Below are 17358 nucleotides of genomic sequence, written 5' to 3'. Positions count from 1 at the left end.
GTCGGGTCTATTCGTCGTCCAGCGATCGGTGCTCGATGAGGTTACGCACACCGGCAGGGCCGAGCCGTTCCCGGAATGCCTGCACGGTGTAGCCCACGACGGTGGCGTCGGTGCGGGCTCGCGCGGTGGCCGACCGTGGCAGCCCGAACAGCGGACCCATCTCGCCGAAGTAGTCGCCAGGTGTGGAGATCCTGACCATTGCCTCCCCGCCGGTTGCCAATTCGCGGGAGAGCGAAATCTCACCTGCGGTCACCACGTAGATCAGGTCACCCATCGTGCCCTGGGCGAACAACACGTCGCCGGCCTGCAACCGCAGGGTCTCAGGCCCCTCGTGGGCCTCGGTGGTGTGCGGCACCAACTCGACCACCTGGTCGGCCAGCGGCAGGATGCGGGTGTCGTGCGTGGCGACGACCACGACGCGCTCGTCCTCGGCGAGTTCACGGATCAGCCGCAGTACCTCCTCGACCTGAATGAAGTCGAGGTGCGCCGTAGGCTCGTCGGCCAGGACGAGCGGTGGGTCGAGGGCGATGGCCCGCGCCACCGCGACGCGCTGTTGCTGCCCGCCGCTCAGATCGCCTGGGCGGTGGCGCATCCGGTGTTCGAGGCCGACGCGGGTGAGCAGCTCCTCGGCGCGCCGGCGCGCGTCCTGCCGGAACATCCCGGCCGCGTGCATGGGCACCATCACGTTCTCCAGCGCGGTCAGGCTGGGCACGAGATTGAACGCCTGGAAGACGATGCCGACGGTGTCGCGCCGATAGGCCGAGAGCTCCCGGTTGGTCAGTGCCGTCACGTCGACGTCGCCGAATTCGATGCGCCCGGCTGCCGGTTTGAGGATGCCGCCGAGGCAGGACAACAGCGTGGTCTTGCCACATCCGCTGGGGCCCAACAGAATTGCCAGCGACCCCGCCTCGACCTCGAGGTCGAGGCCGTCGATGGGCCGGACGGCGTAATCACCACTGGAGTATTCGACGACGAGATCCTTGATGCGCAGATCGGCCACGATCAGGGCCCTCCGAACGCGAGCGCGGGATCGACCCCGACGGCACGGCGCAGCCCGGCGATGCTGGCCAGCAGACCGATCACCACGGCGATGAGTGGCAACGCGGTGAACGCCACTGTCGGCACGTCACAGCGCATCGGAAACAGCGGGCCCAGCACGATCGACAGAACGCTGCCGAGCAGGGCCGCCAGCACCGCGACCAGGACGGCCTGCATTGCGAGCCCGGCGAGGATCGACTGGGTGGACACCCCGACCGCCTTGAAGACCGCGAAATCGCGGGTGCGTTCGAGAGCAGACAGATAGACCACTGAGCCGACGATCATCGCGGCGACGGCCCACAACAGCCCCGCCATCAGGGTCATCGCCTGGTTGGCACCCCGCAGCGGCCGCACCATGTCGTCCACCGCGCCGCCGCGGTCGACCACCCGGTAGCCGTCGAGGGCCCCGGTGGGGTTGCCGCGCAACCCGATCGACGAGATCAGTGGTTGACCAGAGAACAGCAGCTGCTGCGCGCCGGTGACGGTGAGGTAGACGTTGGCCTGACCGGCCAGGGCCGTGGAATCGTCGACAAGGCCGACGACGTGGAGTCTCCGGGCGCCGATGTCGACATCGGCGCCGACGCCGCGGCCCATGGTCGTCGAGACGGCAACCTCGTCGGGTGCCATGGGGGAGCGGCCCGAGACCACCGCAGGCGCACCCGGGCCCTGCTCCGGCACACCGAACACGTTCACGTTGCGCGGCGATGTGCCGTCGGGGATCGTCGAGCTGCCGTACACAAGCGGCACCGCGGCCGTGACACCCGCAAGGCGTTCGGCGCGTTGAACTTCGGCCATCGGAATAGGTGCCGAGCCCAGGAACGGGCCGGCCGCACCCGCCTTGATCATGAACGCGTCCAGACCCAGCGCGTCAACGGTGCGCTGGGCTTCGACCCGGAAGCCATTGGCGAGGCCGGTGAGTACCAGGGTCATGGCGAAGACCAGGCCGGTGCCGACGACCGCGATGGCGAACCGTCGGCGTCGCCACTGCAGGTCACGCAGCGCTGCTATCAGCATGTCGACGCCTCGGCCATGGCTGGAGACTACCGAGTGGCACTCTGGCCAGGAGTCGATTTCACCGGGTGCAGGAGCGTTCTGGAACGGCCTGTTGTCGGTCGGTCTCGGTACACTCGTACCAAAGCGCTTTCGCCGACGAACGTGCACCCGATGAACTTGAGCAAAGGAACACGAGCGTGACGGCTCTACAGGACTGGCTCAGTACGTCCCCGCTGAACCCACGAATATCCCAGCGATCGGTCAAGGCCCTGGTGTGCGCGCAGCTGCGCGGTGTACTACCGGCGTGGCCCGTCCAGCGCGCGGTGGCCGGCAATGAACCACCGCGCATCCGGCCCGGCATCGAACGTTGCTGACCTACTGACTGCTGTGCCGGCCCGGGTGATTGGCAGACCCGTTGGTCACATGGGTCGGTGCGATGATCAGCTCGGTCGCGGCGTCGTCGGACTCTGTTGGAACCTCTGGAACCTCGTCGGCGTGTTCATGCCGTCCGGCGATGAGCAGGCCGAGCAGGGCGCCGACGATGCATACGACAGCTGTGATGCTGAAGATCTCGGCGTACTGCAGCACGTAGGCCTCGCGATAACGCGCCGCAGTGGCGGCAAGCCTGGCTGCGAGTGAGCCCGTGGACTCGGGGTGCGGCAGGCTCGCCAAGTGCTGGTTGAACCGGTACAGGCCCCATGCGCTCAGGGCCGCGATGCCGATGAGCATGCCGATCATCCGGGCCACCACCACGGCCGCCGACGCGATACCGTGCTGCGCCGCCGGCACCACGCGCAGCGTCGCCGAGGTCAGCGGGCCGATCACCAGGCCGAGGCCTATACCGGTGATGGCCAGGTCCGTGTCGAACGCCGGCAGGGTGAACAGCCCGAGATCGTGGCGCGCCGACAACACATCGATATGCCACTGCGAGACCAGCCAGAAGCCACCGGCGGCGATGAGTAGACCGCAGAAGGCCACCGCACGGTCGCCCACCTTGGTCGCGATCCAGCCGCCGAGCAGCGCGCCGATCGGCAGGGCCGCCAGGAAGCGCAGCAGCAGCGCGGCTGCCGCGTTCTGGTCCATGCCCAGCACACCCTGCCCGAACAGTTCGACGTTGACCAGGGTGACCATCAGCGCTGCGCCGGCGCACAGTGAGGCGCCCAACGCTGCCAGGAACGGGCGGAAATGCACCCCGGCCGGCTCGATGAGCCGCGTCTTTGAGTACTTCTCCCAGACAAAAAACGCGATGGCCGCGATCAGCGCACCCACCAGGAGGATCGGACCGTTGGCCGGCAATACGTGCTTGCCGTCAGGCGCCGGGTTGTACAGGCCCCAGGTGGCCAGACCCAGGGCGACCGCCAGCAACAGACCGCCGACCACGTCGACCTTCTCGGGCTTCTCCCGGTCTTCGCGCGACGGCAGACTGATCTGGATCAGCACCATGGCCACCAGGGTCAGCGGCACGTTGATCCAGAACACGTCGCGCCACGTGTTCAGGGCCCACACCACCGCGATGCCGTAGAGCGGGCCCAGCACGCTGCCCAACTCCTGCGCCGCGCCGATGCCACCCAGCACCGAAGCGCGGTTACGGGCCGACCACAGGTCGGCCGCCAGCGCCAGCGTGACCGGTAGCAGCGCACCGCTGGCAGTGCCCTGGATGGCGCGGCCGACGATGAGCATCGTCAGATCGTTGGACAGTGCGGTGACAACAGAGCCGACTGCGAAACCGGCCAGGCTGGCCTGCAGCACCCATTTGCGGCCGAAACGGTCAGAGGCCCGGCCCAACAGCGGCATGGCTGCGATGTAACCCAGCAGGTACCACGTGATGATGGGCGTGACCCGCTGGATCTGGTTGATCGCGATCCCGACGTCTTTCATGATGTCGGTCATGACCGTCACCACGACGTAGGTGTCGAGGGCTCCCAGGAGAACCGCGAGGCTACCGGCGCCGATCGCGATTCCGCGGCTCGATGTCCGGGGCATCGGCATCAGCCCGCGGGCTTGGCGATGGTGACTTGCTTGCCCCAGTCGGACAACGTCATGGTGATGCTGTTGCCCTCGCTGGGTGTGAGCTTGGCTTGCATCAGGGCGTGGTCGCCATCGGACTTGACCCAGGCGACGGCCGGGACGGGTGCGGTGGCCTTGATGGACGGGGCGATCGCGTTGACCGCGTCGGCGGCGACCTGACCGGTGAGCCGCACGGTGTCGACGCCGTCGATGGTCTCGCGGCCGTCGGCCTTGGGATCGGTGAAGTTGGCCAGGATGTTGGCCAGGCCTTTGTCGGGGCTCAGGATGGCCGCGATGTCGTAGATGTTGGCTGCGGGACCCCAGTTGGACAGAGGGTCACCTGGGGTCAGCGCGGCCCACAGATCGTTGTCGACGACCGCGAACTTGGCATCGCTGATCTTCTGGCCCGCGACCGTCACGTCGGCAGTGCCCTGGGCGGCCACCGCGGGGGTATTGGTCAGGTCGCCGTCGAGCTTCTGGATCGGCAGCCCGTCGACGGTGCCCTGCGTCGTCAATTGCAGGTGAACGCTCTGCTGCGCCTTGGTGGTGGCGGTGGACTCCTGGAGCAGAGTGGCTGCGTCCGGCAGGGGTTCACCGTTGCCCGCGGATTTATCCGAGGACGAACATCCTGCGATCAGCGCGACCGCGGCGAAAAGGATTGCCAGCAGGGATTGGACAGCGAAGCGTGGGCGCGTCTGCATGACTGCATCGTAGAGGCTCACGGTGACGGGCTGCTGTCTCCGACCGCGGGCGGTTTCCAATACCCTGGGTGCCGTGTTCACCGGAATCGTTGAAGAGCTGGGCGTATTGGTCGACAAGCAAGAGCTGACCGACGCCGCGCGATTGACCATCCGCGGGCCTGTCGTCACCGCCGATGCCGGCCACGGTGATTCGATCGCGGTGAACGGTGTGTGCCTGACCGTCGTAGACGTGCTGCCCGACGGTGCTTTTACCGCCGACGTGATGGGGGAGACCCTCAATCGGTCGAGCCTCGGCGGTGTCGGTGTGGGCAGCCAGGTCAACCTGGAGCGGGCGGCCGCGGTCAACAGCCGATTGGGTGGTCATATCGTCCAAGGCCATGTCGACGGCACCGGTGAGGTGATTTCACGTACCCCGTCCGAGCATTGGGAGGTGGTGCGGATCGCGCTGCCGCGAGTGCTGTCGCGGTACGTGGTCGAAAAGGGTTCCATCACCGTCGACGGGATTTCGCTCACGGTGTCCGCCGTGGATGACGACTGGTTCGAGGTGTCGTTGATTCCTACCACCCGCGAGCTCACCACGCTAGGCGCAGCCGCAGTCGGCACGCGGGTGAACCTCGAGGTGGACATCATTGCGAAATATGTTGAGCGGCTGATGGGTGGCACCGGGCAGTAACAGCTGCCAATAACCGCTGGACTCCGGTGGTTCATACTGGACACGATGACGATGGGTTCCGTGCCGGAAGTGGTATTGGAACAGGCAAGGTGGCGAAGATGACCAGGCTCGACTCCGTCGAGAGGGCGATTGCCGATATCGCCGCGGGTAAAGCGGTGGTGGTGATCGACGACGAGGACCGGGAGAACGAGGGCGATCTGATCTTCGCCGCCGAGAAAGCCACCCCGGAACTGGTGGCGTTCATGGTGCGGTACACCTCGGGCTACCTGTGTGTGCCGCTCGACGGCGAGATCTGCGACCGCCTTGGCCTGCTGCCGATGTACGCGGTCAACCAGGACAAGCACGGCACCGCGTACACCGTGACCGTCGACGCCAAAAAGGGTGTTGGAACTGGTATTTCGGCGTCGGACCGGGCGACCACCATGCGCGCCCTTGCCGATCCGGCCGCCATCGTCGACGACTTCAGTAAGCCCGGTCATGTGGTGCCGTTGCGGGCCAAGGACGGTGGCGTGTTGCGCCGGCCCGGGCACACCGAGGCCGCGGTAGACCTGGCCCGGCTGGCCGGACTACAGCCCGCCGGTGCGATCTGCGAGATCGTCAGCCAGAAGGACGAGGGCGACATGGCGCGCACCGACGAGCTGCGGGTGTTCGCCGACGACCACGACCTGGCGCTGATCTCCATCGCAGACCTGATCGAGTGGCGCCGCAAGCACGAGAAGCACATCGAGCGCATCGCCGAGGCCCGTATTCCGACGCGGCACGGCGAATTCCGTGCGGTCGGCTACAAGAGCATCTACGAGGACGTCGAGCATGTCGCACTGGTCCGCGGGGAGATCGCCGGACCGAACAGCGACGGCGAGGACGTGCTGGTGCGGGTGCACTCGGAATGCCTGACCGGTGACGTGTTCGGGTCGCGGCGCTGCGACTGCGGTCCGCAGCTGGACGCGGCCATGGCGATGGTGGCCCGAGAGGGTCGTGGCGTGGTGCTCTACATGCGTGGACACGAGGGCCGTGGCATCGGGTTGATGCACAAGCTGCAGGCCTATCAGCTGCAGGACGCCGGTGTGGACACCGTGGACGCCAATCTCAAGCTCGGCCTGCCCGCCGACGCCCGGGATTACGGCATCGGCGCACAGATCCTGGTGGATCTCGGTATCCGGTCGATGCGGCTGCTGACCAACAATCCGGCCAAACGCGTCGGGCTGGACGGCTACGGGCTCCACATCGTCGAGCGTGTGCCGCTGCCGGTGCGCGCCAACGCCGAGAACATCCGCTACCTGATGACCAAGCGCGATCGGATGGGCCACGACCTGGTCGGGCTCGACGACTACGACGAAGCGGTGAGCATGGACGACTATGACGAGGCGGTGTACATGCTGGGGGACAGGCGTCCGCCGAGTGCGACCGGATCCGGTGAGGTTGTGGATTCCGGTGAGGCCCAATGAGTAGCGTCGTCGGAGACCACAAATGAGCAGCGTCGTCGGAGACGACATATGAGCGGGGGCGCGGGCGTTCCCGATCTGCCGCAGGTCGATGCCTCGACGGTGAGTCTGGCCATCGTGGCCAGCACGTGGCACACCACGATCTGTGACGCCCTGCTCGACGGTGCCCGTAAGGTGGCCGCCGAGGCCGGTGTCGTTGATCCGACTGTGGTGCGAGTGCTGGGTGCGATCGAAATCCCTGTGGTGGCACAGGCATTGGCCACGACTCATGACGCCGTCATCGCATTGGGTGTGGTGATCCGTGGTCAGACACCGCATTTCGACTATGTATGTGACGCCGTCACCCAGGGGCTTACCCGGGTGTCGCTCGATGCGTCGACGCCTGTGGCCAACGGTGTACTGACCACAAACGACGAACAGCAGGCACTCGATCGGGCCGGGCTGCCCGGTTCTGCCGAGGACAAGGGTGCGCAGGCCGCCGCTGCGGCGCTGTCCACTGCGCTGACCCTGCGGGAACTGCGCGCGCTGTCGTGACCGAGCCGATGACTCACGTGGGCTGGGATATCGAGATAAAGCCTTATCGCACACCGATGTTCGCCTATGCTGTTGCGGTCATTCTCGTCGTGGTGCACGTCGGCGTCGGGGCTCTGCTGAAAATGGGATCCACCGGCGTGTACTTCCAGACGGCCGACCAGGTCGCCATGGGACTGTTGGGTGTCATCCTCGCCGGAGCGGTGTTGATGTTCACGCGGCCGCGACTGCGAGTCGGCGCGCAGGGCCTGGCGGTGCGGAATCTGATCTCCTACCGGCTCATTCCTTGGGCCGACGTTGTCGACGTGTCGTTTCCGCAAGGGGCACGGTGGGCCCGCGTCGACCTGCCCGACGACGAATACATCCCCGTGATGGCGATCCAAGCCATCGACAAGGGCCGGGCTGTCGAAGCCATGGATCAGGTGCGGGTGTTGACCGACAAGTACCTTCCGGCTGCCGGCTGAATTCAGTTCCCGCCCGGGTTCGTCGGCGGTGTCCCGCGCCGAGATTCACCTCAGGGACATCTGAGCCCTCGAATCTGTCCCTGACGTGAATCTCGGTGAATGCGCGACGTAGCCGTGACTCAGCTGGCATCGCCCATCACGAGTCCTTCCCGGCGCGGGTCCACGCCGCCCACCCAACCCGGTTGTGCGCGCATGATCACCGAGAGCCCGCTTGATTGGTCGGCGATGTTGACGCGGTGGCCGAGCTTGCGTAGCCCGGCCACCAGGGGATCGTGATCGCCCTGAGCACCCGGTGGGCCGGAGGTGTCCACGGCGGGATGCTCGCCACCGACGTTGGTCTCGGGAGTGTTATCGGCACCGAAATCGACCATGGACACCGCCTGCTGCGGATCTAGGCCCCAATCCATAATGCCGACAACGGTTTTCGCAACGAACTGGATGATCACCGAGCCGCCCGGGGAGCCCAGCACCGCGTAGAGTGGCCCGCGCTGCACACCGGTCTCGTCGAACACCAGCGTCGGCGCCATGGAGCTGCGCGGCCGCTTCCCCGGCTGCACCCGGTTGGCCACGGGGATACCTTCCGGACTGACTGGGTCTGCGGCGAAGTCGGTGAGCTGGTTGTTCAGCAGGAAACCGTCCACCATGTGGAACGAGCCGAACGACGATTCGATCGTGGTCGTCAGTGACGCCGCGTTGCCGTACCTGTCGACGATGCTGATCTGGCTGGTGCCGTGCTCTCGAGCCGGTGCCGCGGTGGCTTGTGGAGCACCGAAGTCACCGGGTTGTGCGGTACCCATGGTGTGCTGGGGTGAGATGAGCGCCGCACGTCCCGTCAGATAGGCGCCGCCGAGCAGGGTGTCCGGGTTGCCGCCGGGCAGCGGCACGAAATCGGTGTCGGCGACGTAGCGGTCCCGGTCCGCATACGCCAGTCGTTCGGCCTCGGAAATCAGATGTACGCCCATGACGGTGGGGTGTCCGCCGTTGAGGTCGACGTCGGTGGGTCGGTATGCGCTCATCGGGAAATGCTCGAGGATCCCCAACGTCGCGGCCACAGCCATTCCGCCCGACGACGGCGGCGGCATGCCACAAATCTCCCGGCCGCGGTAGCTCGTGCACAGCGGTGAGCGCTCCTTGGCGGTGTAACCGGCCAGGTCCTGTTCGGTCATCAGGCTCGGCGTGCGGCCGCCCGCAGTGTCGGTCGCTGCAGCCACGATGGCCCGGGCGACGTCGCCGGTGTAGAACGCGTGGGCGCCACCGGATGCGATGGCGCCCAACGTCTTGGCGTATGCGGGATTGGTCAGCCTGGTGGCCACCGGTTTTGGGGCGCCGTCCGGTTCCAGCAGATATGCCGCGGCGGTGGGGTCGATGCGCAGCTGGGGTGCTGCTTCGGCGATGGCCTCGGCCATCCGCGGACTGACGTCGAAGCCGTCGTCGGCCATCTGCACCGCGGGATCGAACAGCTCCCGCCAGGGCTTCTTCCCGAAGACGCGGTGGACGTCGTCGAGCAGGCGCACGACGCCGGGCACGCCGATCGAGCGGCCCGAGGCCCTGGTGTCGGGGCGGGGCTCGGTGCGGTCGGTGTCGGACACCCAGCGCAGGTAGTTCTCGGTGGCTGCGGCGGGCGCCGTTTCCCGCCCGTCGAAAGCTCGCACGGCTCCCGACGCGGCGTCGTAGTACAGCAGGAAGCCGCCACCGCCGATGCCGGACGACTGCGGTTCCACGAGGCCCAGCACGGCCTGCGCGGTCACCAGGGCGTCCGCGGCGGTGCCGCCGTTGCGCAGCACCTTGCAGGCCGCCTCGCTGGCCAGGGGATTCGCGGTGGCCACCGCGTAGCTGGCGGTGTGGACGGCGGTCATGTCGCGGCGGTAGCCCGTGGAGACTTCAGGAGCGGTAGCCAGGTTTGCCGGAGTGGTCGGCGCGGGAGCTGCCGGAGTCTTGGGTACCGGTGTGCCGTTGGAGGCCACGGTGCAGGGCATGGCTGCGACAGTGGAACGGCGCTGACCGTCGCCGGCGCATCCGCCGAGAACCAACACGACGCCAGTGAGCAGGGCGATGACCAATCGCGTGGACGCCAGCATCCGCACCTCTAGACGGTAGCGGAGATCTGTCTGATCGCGGCAGTAACCTGGAATCCGTGCCCGATCCAGCGACGTACCGCCCGGCGCCCGGATCGATCCCAGTTGAACCGGGTGTCTACCGGTTTCGCGATCCCCACGGGCGGGTCATCTATGTCGGTAAGGCCAAGAGCCTGCGCGGCCGGCTGACGTCGTACTTCACCGACATCGCGAGCCTCGCGCCGCGCACCAGGCAGATGGTGATGACCGCGGGCAGCGTCGAGTGGACCGTGGTGAACACCGAAGTCGAGGCGCTGCAGCTCGAGTACAACTGGATCAAGGAGTTCGATCCTCGCTTCAACATCCGCTATCGCGACGACAAGTCCTATCCGGTGCTGGCGGTGACGCTCAACGAGGAGTATCCGCGGTTGATGGTGTACCGCGGGCCGCGCCGCAAGGGTGTGCGCTACTTCGGTCCGTATTCGCATGCGTGGGCCATCCGCGAAACCCTCGACCTGCTCACCCGGGTGTTCCCGGCCCGCACCTGTTCGGCCGGAGTGTTCAAGCGGCACAACCAGATCGACCGTCCGTGCCTGCTCGGCTACATCGACAAGTGCTCGGCCCCGTGTGTGGGCAGGGTCACCGCCGAGGAGCATCGGCAGATCGTCCTGGACTTCTGTGACTTCCTGGCCGGCCGCACCGACCGGCTGGCCCGCGATCTGGAACAGCAGATGGTCGCCGCCGCCGAGGATCTGGATTTCGAGCGGGCGGCGCGCTTGCGGGACAACATCTCTGCGCTCAAACGGGCGCTGGAGCGGCAGGCGGTGGTGTTCGGCGACGGTACCGACGCCGACGTGGTGGCCTTCGCCGACGACGATCTGCAGGCCGCCGTCCAGGTGTTCCACGTCCGTGGCGGCCGGGTGCGGGGTCAGCGCGGCTGGATCGTGGAGAAATCGGGGGACCCGGAGCAGTCCGGGCAGGAGCAGTTGGTCGAGCAGTTTCTCACCCAGTTCTACGGTGATCAGGCCGAACTGGGCGGGGCCGCCGACGAAGCGACCAATCCGGTGCCCCGGCAAGTGCTGGTGCCCGTGTTGCCGCCCAACGCCGCCCAACTGACTGTCTGGCTGTCGGGGTTGCGCGGCTCACGGGTGGCGTTGCGGGTGCCGGTGCGCGGCGACAAACGGGCGTTGGCCGAGACCGTGCAACGCAATGCGCAGGAGGCGCTGGCCCAGCACAAGCTCAAGCGAGCCGGGGATTTCAACGCCAGATCCGAAGCTCTGCAGAGCATTCAGGAATCTCTGGGGTTGGCGGACGCGCCACTGCGGATCGAGTGCATCGACATCAGCCATGTCCAAGGCACGGACGTGGTGGCGTCGCTCGTGGTGTTCGAGGACGGGCTGCCACGCAAGAGTGACTATCGCCACTACGCAATCCGGGAGGCTGCCGGGGATGGACGCTCCGACGACGTCGCTTCCATCGCCGAGGTCACCCGACGGCGTTTCCACCGTCATCTTGCCGACACCAAGCCGGATGCGACGGCGGCGGCCGAGCAACGGCCGCGCCGCTTCGCCTATCCGCCCAACCTGTTCGTCGTCGACGGCGGCGCCCCCCAGGTCAACGCCGCGGCCGCGGTGCTCGAGGAACTCGGCGTCCACGACGTCGCGGTGATCGGGTTGGCCAAGCGGTTGGAGGAGGTGTGGGTGCCCTCGGAAGAAGGATCTGCGCCGGAGCCGATTATTCTTTCGCGCACCAGCGAGGGGCTGTATCTCTTGCAGCGGGTGCGCGACGAGGCGCACCGTTTCGCCATCAGCTACCACCGCAGCAAGCGGTCCAAGCGGATGACGGCGTCGGCCCTCGATGCGGTACGTGGGTTGGGAGAGAATCGGCGCAAGGCACTAGTGGCGCATTTCGGATCGGTGGCGCGGCTGAAAGATGCGACGGTGGAGGAGATCACCGCAGTGCCGGGGATCGGCGTCGCGACGGCACGGGCTGTCCGTGAGGCGCTCAGGGGACAGGATTCCGGCGCACCGGCAGCCGTTATCCAGGATGATCAACCGAGGGGCAGCGCGATGACAGGGGCGGACATGGATAACAGCGAGCGGCAGGCGGATCGCGCGTGACAGAACAGCCACATCGGGACCCTCTCGACTCCACCGAGGCGGTCGGCGATTCCGGTATCGACGTGGTCCTGGTCACCGGCTTGTCCGGGGCGGGACGCGGCACCGCGGCCAAGGTGCTCGAGGACCTCGGCTGGTATGTCGCCGACAACCTGCCGCCCGAGCTGATTGCCCGGATGGTCGAGTTCGGCCTTGCAGCGGGGTCGCGGATCACCCAGCTGGCGGTGGTGATGGATGCGCGCTCGCGGGGATTCACCGGCGACCTGGACTCGGTGCGCAACGAGCTTGCCACGCGGAACATCACACCGCGGGTGCTGTTCCTGGAGGCGTCCGACACCATCCTGGTGCGCCGCTACGAGCAGAACCGGCGCAGTCACCCGTTGCAGGGCAATCAGACCCTGGCCGAGGGGATCGCGGCGGAGCGGGCGATGCTGGCCCCGGTCCGCGCGGTGGCCGACCTGGTGATCGACACCTCGACTCTGCCGGTGCCCGCGCTGCGGGCGAGCATCGAGCGGGCGTTCGGCAGCGAGGCGGTGTCCGACACCAACGTGACAGTAGAGTCGTTCGGCTACAAGTACGGGTTGCCGATGGACGCCGACACGGTGATGGATGTGCGGTTCCTGCCCAATCCGCACTGGGTGGACGAGCTGCGCCCGCACACCGGTCAGCATGCGGCGGTGCGGGACTACGTCCTCGGTCAGCCCGGAGCTCGCGAGTTTCTGGAGACCTACCATCGGCTGTTGGACGTCGTGATCGACGGATACCGCAGGGAGGGGAAGCGCTATATGACCGTGGCCATCGGGTGCACCGGCGGCAAACATCGCAGCGTGGCGATTGCCGAAGCCCTGGCGCAGCGGTTGGCGGGCGGCGACAAACTCACCGTGCGGGTGCTGCACCGGGATCTGGGTCGCGAATGAGCCCGCCCCGCATCGTCGCCCTGGGCGGTGGACACGGCCTATATGCGACGTTGTCGGCGGCCCGGCGGCTCACACCACACGTGACTGCGGTGGTCACGGTGGCCGACGACGGCGGCTCGTCGGGCCGGCTGCGCTCCGAGCTGGACGTGGTTCCGCCAGGCGATCTTCGAATGGCATTGGCAGCGTTGGCGTCCGACAGTCCGCACGGTCGGCTGTGGGCAACCATCATCCAGCATCGGTTCGGTGGCGGCGGAGCCCTTGCCGGGCACCCCATCGGCAACCTGATACTGGCCGGGCTCAACGAGGTCCTGGCCGATCCGGTGGCCGCCCTCGACGAACTCGGCCGGATTCTCGGGGTCAAGGGCCGGGTGCTGCCGATGTGCCCCATCGCGCTCCGGATCGAAGCCGACGTGGCCGGGCTGGAATCCGATTCTCGGATGAGCCGGGTGATCCGCGGTCAGGTGGCCATCGCGACCACCGTCGGGCAGGTGCGCCGGGTGCGGTTGCTGCCGGGTGACCCGCCCGCCACCCGGCAGGCCATCGACGCGATCATGGCTGCCGACCTGGTGGTGCTCGGCCCGGGGTCGTGGTTCACCAGCGTCATTCCGCATGTGCTGGTGCCTCAGTTGGCGGCGGCACTCGACGCGACGACGGCCCGGCGTGCGTTGGTGCTGAATCTGGTGGCCGAGCCTGGCGAGACGGCGGGCTTCTCGGTGGAGCGGCACATTCACGTACTGGCCCAGCATGCGCCGGGCTTCACGGTGCATGACATCATCGTCGACGCCACCAGCGTGCCGAGTCAGCGTGAGCGTGAGCAGCTCAGCCGAACGGCCAAGATCCTCGACGCCCGCGTTGAGTTTGCTGACGTCTGCCGACCTGGTACACCTTTACATGACCCGGCGAGGTTGGCCGCGGCCCTGGAAAGCGTCGGCCTGCGTGCCAGCACACCTGACGGCAGCATCGTGCAGGATCCGACTCTTCCCACGCCCACCGCCGGGCCGGTCGATGTCCTGCGGCAGGAACCGGCACCGAACAGATCGAGAGGGGACGATCCGTGGCGATGACAGCCGAGGTGAAGGACGAGCTGAGTCGGCTGGTGGTCAATTCGGTGAGTGCCCGCCGCGCCGAGGTCGCCTCGCTGCTGAGGTTCGCCGGCGGGTTGCACATCGTCGCGGGGCGCGTCGTGGTGGAGGCCGAGGTCGATCTCGGCATCATCGCGCGCCGGCTTCGCAAGGACATCCACGACCTCTACGGCTACAACGCAGTGGTGCACGTGCTGTCGGCCAGCGGTATCCGGAAGAACACCCGCTACGTGGTACGGGTGGCCGCAGATGGCGAAGCGTTGGCGAGGCAGACAGGCCTGCTCGATCTGCGCGGTCGCCCGGTGCGGGGGTTGCCCGCTCAGGTGGTCGGCGGCAGCGTGGCCGATGCCGAAGCCGCCTGGCGGGGAGCGTTCCTAGCGCACGGCTCACTGACCGAACCCGGTCGCTCATCGGCGCTTGAGGTCAGTTGCCCGGGACCTGAGGCAGCATTGGCCCTGGTGGGCGCCGCGCGGCGGCTGGGTGTCAATGCCAAGGCTCGTGAAGTACGCGGCAGCGACCGCGTGGTGGTTCGCGACGGCGAGGCCATCGGCGATCTGCTGACCCGGATGGGCGCCCAGGACACCCGGCTCACCTGGGAGGAACGCCGGATGCGGCGGGAGGTTCGGGCCACGGCCAACCGGTTGGCGAATTTCGACGATGCGAACCTGCGCCGGTCGGCACGTGCCGCTGTGGCCGCCGCGGCGCGGGTGGAGCGCGCGTTACACATCCTCGGCGAGGGGGTGCCCGACCACCTTGCGGCAGCGGGCAAGCTGCGGGTAGAGCATCGACAGGCTTCGCTCGAGGAGCTCGGCCGGCTCGCTGACCCGCCGATGACGAAAGATGCTGTGGCAGGCCGGATTCGGCGACTACTGTCGATGGCCGACCGCAAGGCTAAGCAGGACGGCATCCCCGACACAGAGTCGGCGGTCACCCCCGATCTCCTCGACGACGCCTGAGTTAGACGTCACCCGTCACGGCGTCGCGCAGTCCTGCGTCGCGTAGTCCTGCACTGACCAGATCGCACACGCCGAGAGTGGCACCACTAGGCTGTTGCGCGAGCAGTCCACTGGCGACATAGGAGAAATCACGTGACCATCCGGGTAGGCGTCAACGGCTTCGGCCGCATTGGCCGCAACTTTTACCGGGCCGTTGCGGCGCAGCAGGCCGAAGGTCAGAACACCGACATCGAAATCGTGGCGGTCAATGACCTCACCGACAACGCCACCCTGGCGCACCTGCTGAAGTTCGACTCCATCCTGGGCCGGTTGCCGCAGGATGTCAGCCTGGAGGGCGACGACACCATCGTCATCGGCGACAAGAAGATCAAGTCGCTGGAGGTCAAGGAAGGCCCGGCAGCTCTGCCGTGGGGTGACCTTGGTGTCGACGTCGTCGTCGAGTCCACCGGCATCTTCACCAACGCCGCCAAGGCCAAGGGCCACCTCGATGCGGGGGCTAAGAAGGTCGTCATCTCCGCGCCGGCCACCGATGAGGACATCACCATCGTGATGGGCGTCAACGACGACAAGTACGACGGCAGTCAGAACATCATCTCCAACGCGTCGTGCACCACCAACTGCCTGGGCCCGCTGGCCAAGGTCCTCAACGACGAGTTCGGCATCGTCAGGGGCCTGATGACCACCATCCACGCCTACACCCAGGACCAGAACCTGCAGGACGGCCCGCACAGGGATCTGCGCCGCGCCCGTGCCGCCGCGCTGAACATCGTGCCGACCTCCACCGGTGCCGCCAAGGCCATCGGCTTGGTGCTGCCTGAGCTCAAGGGCAAGCTGGACGGCTACGCCATGCGCGTGCCGGTCCCCACGGGTTCGGTGACTGATCTGACGGCCGAGCTGGCCAAGGCCGCCACCGTCGACGAGATCAACGCCGCGATGAAGGCCGCTGCCGCGGGGCCGTTGAAGGGCATCATGAAGTACTACGACGCGCCGATCGTGTCGAGCGACATCGTCACCGACCCGCACAGCTCGCTGTTCGACTCGGGCCTGACCAAGGTCATCGACAACCAGGCCAAGGTCGTCTCCTGGTACGACAACGAGTGGGGCTACTCCAACCGCCTCGCCGATCTGGTCGCACTGGTCGGCAAGTCGCTCTAACCCGATGGCTGTCAAGACTCTCGAGGATCTGTTGGCCGAGGGTGTCGAGGGTCGGGGCGTGTTGGTCCGCTCCGATCTGAACGTCCCCCTCGATGACCAGGGCAACATCACCGATCCGGGCCGCATCATCGCCTCTGTCCCGACGCTGAAGGCACTCGCCGAGGCGGGAGCCAAGGTCGTCGTCACGGCACACCTGGGTCGTCCCAAGGGTGGGCCGGATCCCAAGTTCTCACTGGCCCCGGTTGCCGCGGCGTTGGGGGAGAGACTTGGCCGGCACGTCCAGTTGGCCGGTGATGTGGTGGGTACCGACGCGCTCGCCCGGGCCGAGGGGCTGACCGACGGCGACGTGCTGCTGCTGGAGAACATTCGGTTCGACCCACGGGAGACCAGCAAGGACGACACTGAGCGACTGGCGCTGGCCCGGGAGCTGGCGGCGCTCGTCCAAAGCCCCGACGGATCGCCCGGTGCATTCGTTTCCGACGGCTTCGGCGTGGTGCACCGCAAGCAGGCTTCGGTGTATGACGTGGCAACGCTGCTGCCGCACTACGCGGGCACGTTGGTGGCGGCCGAGGTCAAGGTGCTCGAGCAGCTGACCAACTCGACCGAACGTCCCTATGCCGTGGTGCTGGGCGGCTCCAAGGTGTCCGACAAGCTGGCTGTCATCGAGAACCTGGCGGCGAAGGCCGACAGCCTCATCATCGGCGGCGGTATGTGTTTCACCTTCCTTGCTGCACAAGGTGTTTCGGTGGGAACGTCGCTGCTGCAGGAGGAGATGATCGACACCTGCAAGCGGCTGCTCGACACCTACGGCGATGTCATCCATCTTCCGGTCGACATTGTTGTCGCCGACAAGTTCGCCGCCGACGCCGAGCCCGAGACGGTCGCTTCGGACCGCATCCCGGACGGGAAGATGGGCCTCGACATCGGCCCGGAGTCGGTGAAGCGATTCGCCGCGCTGCTGTCGAATGCCAAGACGGTGTTCTGGAACGGCCCGATGGGTGTGTTCGAGTTCCCGGCATTCTCGGCCGGCACCAAGGGCGTGGCCGAAGCCATCATCGGGGCCACGGCCAAGGGTGCCTTCAGCGTCGTCGGCGGCGGTGATTCGGCCGCGGCCGTGCGTCAGCTGGGCCTGCCCGAGGATGGTTTCTCGCACATTTCCACCGGCGGCGGTGCATCTCTGGAATACCTTGAGGGCAAAGATCTGCCCGGTATCGAAATTTTGCAGTAG

The 17358-nt window shown here is 67.0% G+C and carries 16 protein-coding genes; 11 read left to right on the top strand and 5 right to left on the bottom strand.

Annotation, left to right across the window (positions count from 1 at the left end; genetic code table 11):
- Positions 1–7 precede the first annotated feature (7 nt).
- Positions 8–1000, bottom strand: a complete 993-nt coding sequence (locus B133_RS0108095; protein ID WP_018600263.1) for an ATP-binding cassette domain-containing protein — start codon at positions 998–1000, stop codon at positions 8–10.
- Positions 1001–1002: 2 nt separating this feature from the next.
- Complete coding sequence (locus B133_RS0108090) at positions 1003–2052, bottom strand: ABC transporter permease (protein ID WP_018600260.1); 1050 nt, start codon at positions 2050–2052, stop codon at positions 1003–1005.
- Between the two features lie 176 nt (positions 2053–2228).
- On the opposite strand from B133_RS0108090, the gene B133_RS24325 reads away from it, so the two are divergent.
- On the top strand, positions 2229–2405 hold the full coding sequence (locus tag B133_RS24325; protein ID WP_157625811.1) for a hypothetical protein: 177 nt from the start codon (positions 2229–2231) through the stop codon (positions 2403–2405).
- 1 nt (position 2406) lies between these two features.
- Here B133_RS24325 and B133_RS0108085 read toward each other — a convergent pair whose 3' ends face one another.
- Positions 2407–4020 (bottom strand): MFS transporter, encoded by a 1614-nt coding sequence (locus tag B133_RS0108085; protein ID WP_018600258.1) that lies wholly within the window; start codon positions 4018–4020, stop codon positions 2407–2409.
- Complete coding sequence (locus tag B133_RS0108080) at positions 4020–4739, bottom strand: LppX_LprAFG lipoprotein (RefSeq protein WP_026256133.1); 720 nt, start codon at positions 4737–4739, stop codon at positions 4020–4022. Before B133_RS0108080 ends, B133_RS0108085 begins: the two co-directional genes overlap by 1 nt.
- Before the next feature lie 73 nt (positions 4740–4812).
- Here B133_RS0108080 and B133_RS0108075 point away from each other — a divergent pair, with 73 nt between their 5' ends.
- From B133_RS0108075 to B133_RS0108060, 4 genes are all read left to right on the top strand, one after another.
- Positions 4813–5412, top strand: a complete 600-nt coding sequence (locus B133_RS0108075) for a riboflavin synthase (protein ID WP_018600255.1) — start codon at positions 4813–4815, stop codon at positions 5410–5412.
- A 98-nt stretch (positions 5413–5510) separates the two neighbouring features.
- The gene (locus tag B133_RS0108070) at positions 5511–6857 is read left to right on the top strand and encodes a bifunctional 3,4-dihydroxy-2-butanone-4-phosphate synthase/GTP cyclohydrolase II (protein WP_018600254.1); all 1347 of its coding nucleotides are present in this window, start codon (positions 5511–5513) and stop codon (positions 6855–6857) included.
- Between the two features lie 48 nt (positions 6858–6905).
- Positions 6906–7388, top strand: a complete 483-nt coding sequence (ribH, locus tag B133_RS0108065) for a 6,7-dimethyl-8-ribityllumazine synthase (protein WP_018600253.1) — start codon at positions 6906–6908, stop codon at positions 7386–7388.
- A 56-nt stretch (positions 7389–7444) separates the two neighbouring features.
- Positions 7445–7849: a PH domain-containing protein gene (locus tag B133_RS0108060; RefSeq protein WP_085974256.1), complete on the top strand. Its 405-nt coding sequence runs from the start codon at positions 7445–7447 to the stop codon at positions 7847–7849.
- Positions 7850–7968: 119 nt separating this feature from the next.
- Here B133_RS0108060 and B133_RS0108055 read toward each other — a convergent pair whose 3' ends face one another.
- Positions 7969–9927 (bottom strand): gamma-glutamyltransferase family protein, encoded by a 1959-nt coding sequence (locus B133_RS0108055; RefSeq protein ID WP_018600251.1) that lies wholly within the window; start codon positions 9925–9927, stop codon positions 7969–7971.
- A 56-nt stretch (positions 9928–9983) separates the two neighbouring features.
- Here B133_RS0108055 and uvrC point away from each other — a divergent pair, with 56 nt between their 5' ends.
- The 6 genes from uvrC to pgk all read left to right on the top strand — a co-directional run bounded on the left by uvrC (position 9984) and on the right by pgk (position 17358).
- Positions 9984–12023, top strand: a complete 2040-nt coding sequence (gene uvrC / locus B133_RS0108050) for an excinuclease ABC subunit UvrC (protein WP_018600250.1) — start codon at positions 9984–9986, stop codon at positions 12021–12023.
- Positions 12020–12937 (top strand): RNase adapter RapZ, encoded by a 918-nt coding sequence (gene rapZ, locus B133_RS0108045; RefSeq protein ID WP_018600249.1) that lies wholly within the window; start codon positions 12020–12022, stop codon positions 12935–12937. The genes uvrC and rapZ overlap by 4 nt, the downstream gene beginning before the upstream one ends.
- Positions 12934–14001, top strand: a complete 1068-nt coding sequence (gene yvcK / locus B133_RS0108040) for a uridine diphosphate-N-acetylglucosamine-binding protein YvcK (protein ID WP_026256132.1) — start codon at positions 12934–12936, stop codon at positions 13999–14001. The genes rapZ and yvcK overlap by 4 nt, the downstream gene beginning before the upstream one ends.
- Positions 13998–14975 (top strand): DNA-binding protein WhiA, encoded by a 978-nt coding sequence (gene whiA / locus B133_RS0108035; RefSeq protein ID WP_026256131.1) that lies wholly within the window; start codon positions 13998–14000, stop codon positions 14973–14975. Before yvcK ends, whiA begins: the two co-directional genes overlap by 4 nt.
- A 132-nt stretch (positions 14976–15107) precedes the next feature.
- Positions 15108–16130, top strand: coding sequence for a type I glyceraldehyde-3-phosphate dehydrogenase (gene gap / locus B133_RS0108030; RefSeq protein WP_018600244.1), 1023 nt, complete (start codon positions 15108–15110; stop codon positions 16128–16130).
- 4 nt (positions 16131–16134) lie between these two features.
- A complete protein-coding gene (gene pgk / locus B133_RS0108025; protein ID WP_018600243.1) occupies positions 16135–17358 on the top strand; it encodes a phosphoglycerate kinase in 1224 nt (407 codons plus the stop codon).

The sequence above is a fragment of the Mycobacterium sp. 155 genome (assembly GCF_000373905.1).
Lineage (GTDB): Bacteria > Actinomycetota > Actinomycetes > Mycobacteriales > Mycobacteriaceae > Mycobacterium.
The sequence above is the reverse complement of the archived record's forward strand: the minus strand, read 5'-3'. Positions and strand labels throughout refer to the sequence as shown.

Coding starts and splice junctions, on each gene's coding strand:
- B133_RS0108085 (WP_018600258.1), bottom strand. CDS start 4,020: ATGCCGATGCCCCGGACATCGAGCCGCGGAATCGCGATCGGCGCCGGT.
- ribH (WP_018600253.1), top strand. CDS start 6,906: ATGAGCGGGGGCGCGGGCGTTCCCGATCTGCCGCAGGTCGATGCCTCG.
- B133_RS0108060 (WP_085974256.1), top strand. CDS start 7,445: ATGTTCGCCTATGCTGTTGCGGTCATTCTCGTCGTGGTGCACGTCGGC.
- B133_RS0108090 (WP_018600260.1), bottom strand. CDS start 2,052: ATGCTGATAGCAGCGCTGCGTGACCTGCAGTGGCGACGCCGACGGTTC.
- yvcK (WP_026256132.1), top strand. CDS start 12,934: ATGAGCCCGCCCCGCATCGTCGCCCTGGGCGGTGGACACGGCCTATAT.
- B133_RS0108070 (WP_018600254.1), top strand. CDS start 5,511: ATGACCAGGCTCGACTCCGTCGAGAGGGCGATTGCCGATATCGCCGCG.
- pgk (WP_018600243.1), top strand. CDS start 16,135: ATGGCTGTCAAGACTCTCGAGGATCTGTTGGCCGAGGGTGTCGAGGGT.
- B133_RS0108080 (WP_026256133.1), bottom strand. CDS start 4,739: ATGCAGACGCGCCCACGCTTCGCTGTCCAATCCCTGCTGGCAATCCTT.
- whiA (WP_026256131.1), top strand. CDS start 13,998: ATGACAGCCGAGGTGAAGGACGAGCTGAGTCGGCTGGTGGTCAATTCG.
- B133_RS0108055 (WP_018600251.1), bottom strand. CDS start 9,927: ATGCTGGCGTCCACGCGATTGGTCATCGCCCTGCTCACTGGCGTCGTG.